A 4,309-nucleotide genomic window follows, 5' to 3' on the forward strand; every position below is an offset into this window, starting at 1 on the left:
CGATCCGCCGGGCCGGTGCGCCGGTCGTCGCCTTCTCGGATGGGATCGCCGAGGCCGACAAGGCGATCAAGGGCTTTCTTTATCCCAACATGTACCGGCATCCACGCATCGGCCTCATCCGGCAGCAGGCGGCCGACGTGGTGCGCGATCTGTTCGGCCGCTTCAACGCCACCCCGGACGCCATGCCGGGCGAATGGGCAGCCGGCTGGGCAGGGCTCGACGAGGGGCGCCGGGCGCGCCGCATCGCCGACTACATCGCCGGGATGACCGACTCCTACGCGCTCGACGAGCACCGGCGCCTGTTTGACGTCACCCCGGCGCTGCGATAGGCGCGGCGGCCGTCAGGTTCTACGCTGCTTTGACCGTCAGCTTCAGGCCCAGCGCGGCGAGCGCCTTGAACAGCGTATCGACCGTCGGATTGCCGCCGCGAATGAACGCCTTGTAAACGGTCTCGCGGCTGAGGCCGGTTTCCGCGGCGAAGGCGGAGGCGCCCTGCGCGCGCGCGACATTGCCTATCGCTTCGATGAGATAGGCAGAATCACCCTCTTCGAGCACGGCCTCGATATAGGCGGCGCGGTCCTCGGGCGTGCCGAGGTGATCGAGCACGTCGAACTTGGTGGTTTCGAGGGCCATTTCAGACCTCCTTCGCCAATTGCTTCGCCTTCGCGACATCCATGCGCTGCGTGCTCTTGTCGCCACCGCAGAGAAGGATGACGATCGTTGCGCCCCGCACCGTGAAATACACCCGGTAGCCGGGCCCATAGCTGATCCGCATCTCGCTCACGCTTTCGCCGACCGCCTTGTGGTCGCCGAAGTTCCCGCTTTGCATGCGCTCGATCCGAACGATGATCCGAGCCCTGGCCTGGCGGTCGCGCAACTCGGCCAGCCAGCTGGCGAAGGCGTCCGTTTTGCGGATTTCGACCATTACGGCGATGCTAGGCAGGCAAGATCGAATGTCAACTAAGATACACAGTCACTGCGGGCCTCGCCTTCAGGCCAGGGCGGCTTGAGCGATGTCTCGCTCGGCCGCGGCCGGCTTTCGCCCGGTCCCGCCGCTCCCATCGTCGCCGATCGGGCCGCCGGCCGTGGTTTCCCAATCGGTTTCCTCGTGGTAGGCCCCCGGGCTGTCCCTCAATTTCCCCGTTTGGCCGCTATGAACCTGTTCGAGACTTTCGCCACGCGCCTCGCCGCCACCCTGACCGGGATGGCCGAGAGCGGCCGCATTCCGGCCGGCCTGTCGCTCGCGCGCGTCGTGGTCGAGCCGACGCGCGATCCCGCCCATGGCGACCTTGCGACCAATGCCGCGATGGTGCTGGCCAAGGAGGCCGGAATGGCGCCGCGGGCGCTGGCCGAGCTGATCGTCGCCGAGATCGGCAAGGACGCCGATGTCCTGAAGGCCGAGATCGCCGGCCCAGGCTTCATCAACATCACGCTGCAACCGGCTGTGTTCACGGCGGTTCTGAAATCGGCCGTGCTGGCCGGCACCGAGCATGGCCGCGGCCGGGCGAAGCCTGCGCCGAAGATCAATGTCGAATACGTCTCGGCCAACCCGACCGGGCCGATGCATGTCGGTCACGGCCGCGGCGCGGTCTTCGGCGATGCGCTGGCGAGCCTGCTCGCCTTCGCCGGGCACGACGTCACCCGCGAATACTACATCAACGATGCCGGCGCGCAGGTCGACGTCCTCGCCCGCTCGGCCTTCCTGCGCTATCGCGAGGCGCTGGGCGAGGAGATCGGCCCGATCCCCGAAGGGCTCTATCCGGGCGACTATCTCGTCTCGGTCGGCCAGGCGCTGGCGCAGGCCCATGGCGATGGCCTGCGCGACAAGGCCGAAAAGGACTGGCTGCCGCTGGTGCGCGGGGCGGCGATCGACGGGATGATGGCGATGATCCGCGACGATCTCGCCGCGCTCGGGGTCGTCCACGACGTCTTCTTCTCGGAGCGGTCGCTGCAGGGGCGCAACGGCAACACCGACGCCGTATACCGGACGATCGAGGATCTGCGCTCTCGCGACCTGATCTATGAGGGCAGGCTGCCGCCGCCCAAGGGCCAGAAGGACGAGGACTGGGAGGATCGCGAGCAGACGCTGTTCCGCGCCACCAAGTTCGGCGACGACGTCGACCGGCCGCTGCTGAAGTCGGACGGCAGCTACACCTATTTCGCCAACGACATCGCCTATCACCGCTCGAAATTCACGCGCGGCTTTACCGAGATGATCGACGTCTGGGGCGCCGACCATGGCGGCTATGTCAAGCGCATGCAGGCGGCCGTGAAGGCGGTTACGGCGGGCGAGGGCGCGCTCGACGTCAAGCTCTGCCAGCTGGTCAGGCTGCTGCGCAATGGCGAGCAGGTCCGCATGTCGAAGCGCTCGGGCGATTTCGTCACCTTGCGCGAGGTCATCGACGAGGTCGGCCGCGACGCGGTGCGCTTCATGATGATCTTCCGCAAGAACGACGCGACGCTCGACTTCGACCTCGCCAAGGTGGTCGAGCAGTCGAAGGACAACCCGGTCTTCTACCTCCAGTATGCGCATGCGCGCTGCGCCTCGATCTTCCGGCAGGCCAAGGAGGCCTTCCCGGGCCTCGACCTTTCGCCGCAAGCCCTTGCCGAGGCCGATCTTGCGCTGCTGACCGACGAATCCGAGATCGGCATCGTCAAGATGATCGCCGCCTATCCCAGGATGATCGATGCCGCGGCTGCGTCACACGAGCCTCATCGTGTCGCCTTTTTCGTCCACGAGTTGGCGAGCGCTTTCCATTCGCTGTGGAACAAGGGCAAAGACTCGCCGCAATTACGGTTCGTTAATCAAACTGACCGAAAGTCGACCACAGCAAGATTGGCGTTCGTGCATGCGGTGCGCAGCGTCCTTGCTTCCGGTCTGGCGGTCGTCGGGGTGACGGCGCCGGAAGAGATGCGCTGACGGGACTGGACCCCGTCGTCTCGGACGCCCTGCGGATCAGGAGATCCGGCCAGCGTCCGCCGGGACCGATGCGGGAGCGGGATTGGCCGGGCGTGCCGAAAGGCAGGCCGGCCGGGCTTTCGTCAGATTGACCGCGCGCGGCTGCCGTTCTTTGATAGTGTGGCGGCGCGCTGGAATGGATCATGTCATGAGCGAGCCAGCTAGAAACCGTTTCGCCCTCGATCTCGACGATCTCGAGCGTCAGCTCCGCGGCGCCGCCCAGCCGCAGAAGCCCGGCTCGACGGTCGATCCGCTGATGGAGCTGACCCGGCTCGTCGGCCAGGACGATCCGCTCAAGGACCTGTTCAACGGCCGCGGCGCGGCTCCGGCCCGGCCTGCCGCCGAGGCGCCGGCGCAATGGCCCGCAGCCCGCGTCGAACCCAGCTTCCGGCCGAGCCCGGCGAACCCGGCGCCTGTCGAGGCGTCGCCGCCGCCGGCCGAGATGCTGGGGGCGCTCGACGAGTTCGAGGCGCTGCTGCGCCGGACCGAGCCGGTCAGGCCGCCGGCCGCGCCCACGGCTCCCGTGCAGGCGCGCCGTCAGGAGATGGCGCATCCGGAATTCGACGAGGCGCCGGTCGATCCCCACGCCTATGCGGCGCAGGTCGAGGCCGGCCCGCACGCCTATGTTCCCGAGCCGCCGCGCGACCTCGACGAGGCGACCGGGCGGGACTACCCGGCCGATTATGACCATTCCCTGCCGGAGGAGTATCCGGAGCCGCCGCCGGCCGGGGACGAGGAGCGCGCCTATGAGCAGCCGCGCTCGCGCAAGGGCCTCTGGGCCGCGGCCGCACTGATCGCCGTCACGGTCGCCGGCGTCGGCGTCGCGATGATCTTCCGCAGCTCCGGTCCGACCACAGGGGCCGACGGCCAGCCGCCGGTGATCAGCGCCGACAATGCGCCGGTCAAGGTCGCGCCCGTCAATCCGGGCGGCGCCGAGATTCCGAACCAGAACAAGCAGATCTATGAGCGCTCCGGCGAGACGCCTGCGGCGGAGACCAAGGTGGTCAACCGCGAGGAACAGCCGGTCGACGTGAAACAGGCGACGCGCTCGATGGCGCCGCGCGCCGCGCCGGCCGATATCGCCGCTGCGCTTGCCGCCGGCGAGCCCGGCCTGATCGCGGTTCCGCCGGTGCCGGGTCTCGGCGAGCCGCGCAAGGTCCGCACTGTCGCGATCCGGCCCGACGGCACGCCGGTTCCTGCCGCAGGCGAAGGCGAGGTCGCATCGGCGCAGCAGGGGATCGTCACCGGCTCGGCCCCGGCCGCCCGCCCGGTTCCGCCCAGCCGACCGGCCGCGACGCCGGCCGCCGAGCCGGCCAAGGTGCAGGACCGCGCCGCCGCTCCGACGACGCC

The 4,309-nt window shown here is 68.8% G+C and carries 4 protein-coding genes and 1 pseudogene; 3 read left to right on the plus strand and 2 right to left on the minus strand.

What is annotated here, in order from left to right:
* Positions 1-329 (plus strand): annotated as a pseudogene (locus V6M56_RS18000) (deoxyguanosinetriphosphate triphosphohydrolase); the annotation flags it as partial.
* A 19-nt stretch (positions 330-348) separates the two neighbouring features.
* Here the strand turns inward: V6M56_RS18000 and V6M56_RS18005 are convergent.
* Together V6M56_RS18005 and V6M56_RS18010 are read right to left on the minus strand one after the other, a co-directional pair.
* The gene (locus V6M56_RS18005; protein WP_332685536.1) at positions 349-633 is read right to left on the minus strand and encodes an addiction module antidote protein; all 285 of its coding nucleotides are present in this window, start codon (positions 631-633) and stop codon (positions 349-351) included.
* Between the two features lies 1 nt (position 634).
* Complete coding sequence (locus V6M56_RS18010; protein ID WP_332685537.1) at positions 635-925, minus strand: type II toxin-antitoxin system RelE/ParE family toxin; 291 nt, start codon at positions 923-925, stop codon at positions 635-637.
* 228 nt (positions 926-1,153) lie between these two features.
* Between V6M56_RS18010 and argS the strand changes: the two genes are divergently transcribed.
* Together argS and V6M56_RS18020 are read left to right on the plus strand one after the other, a co-directional pair.
* Positions 1,154-2,920, plus strand: coding sequence for an arginine--tRNA ligase (argS, locus tag V6M56_RS18015; protein WP_332685538.1), 1,767 nt, complete (start codon positions 1,154-1,156; stop codon positions 2,918-2,920).
* Positions 2,921-3,107: 187 nt separating this feature from the next.
* Positions 3,108-4,309, plus strand: a 1,202-nt coding sequence (locus V6M56_RS18020; protein WP_332685539.1) for a hypothetical protein, incomplete at its 3' end; no start/stop codon positions are given.

Source organism: Allobosea sp. (genome assembly GCF_036675845.1).
Classification (GTDB): Bacteria; Pseudomonadota; Alphaproteobacteria; order Rhizobiales; family Beijerinckiaceae; genus Allobosea.

What these genes read in the sequence shown, in the direction of transcription:
- V6M56_RS18005 (WP_332685536.1), bottom strand. Translation starts at nt 633, where the DNA reads ATGGCCCTCGAAACCACCAAGTTCGACGTGCTCGATCACCTCGGCACG.
- V6M56_RS18010 (WP_332685537.1), bottom strand. Translation starts at nt 925, where the DNA reads ATGGTCGAAATCCGCAAAACGGACGCCTTCGCCAGCTGGCTGGCCGAG.
- argS (WP_332685538.1), top strand. Translation starts at nt 1,154, where the DNA reads ATGAACCTGTTCGAGACTTTCGCCACGCGCCTCGCCGCCACCCTGACC.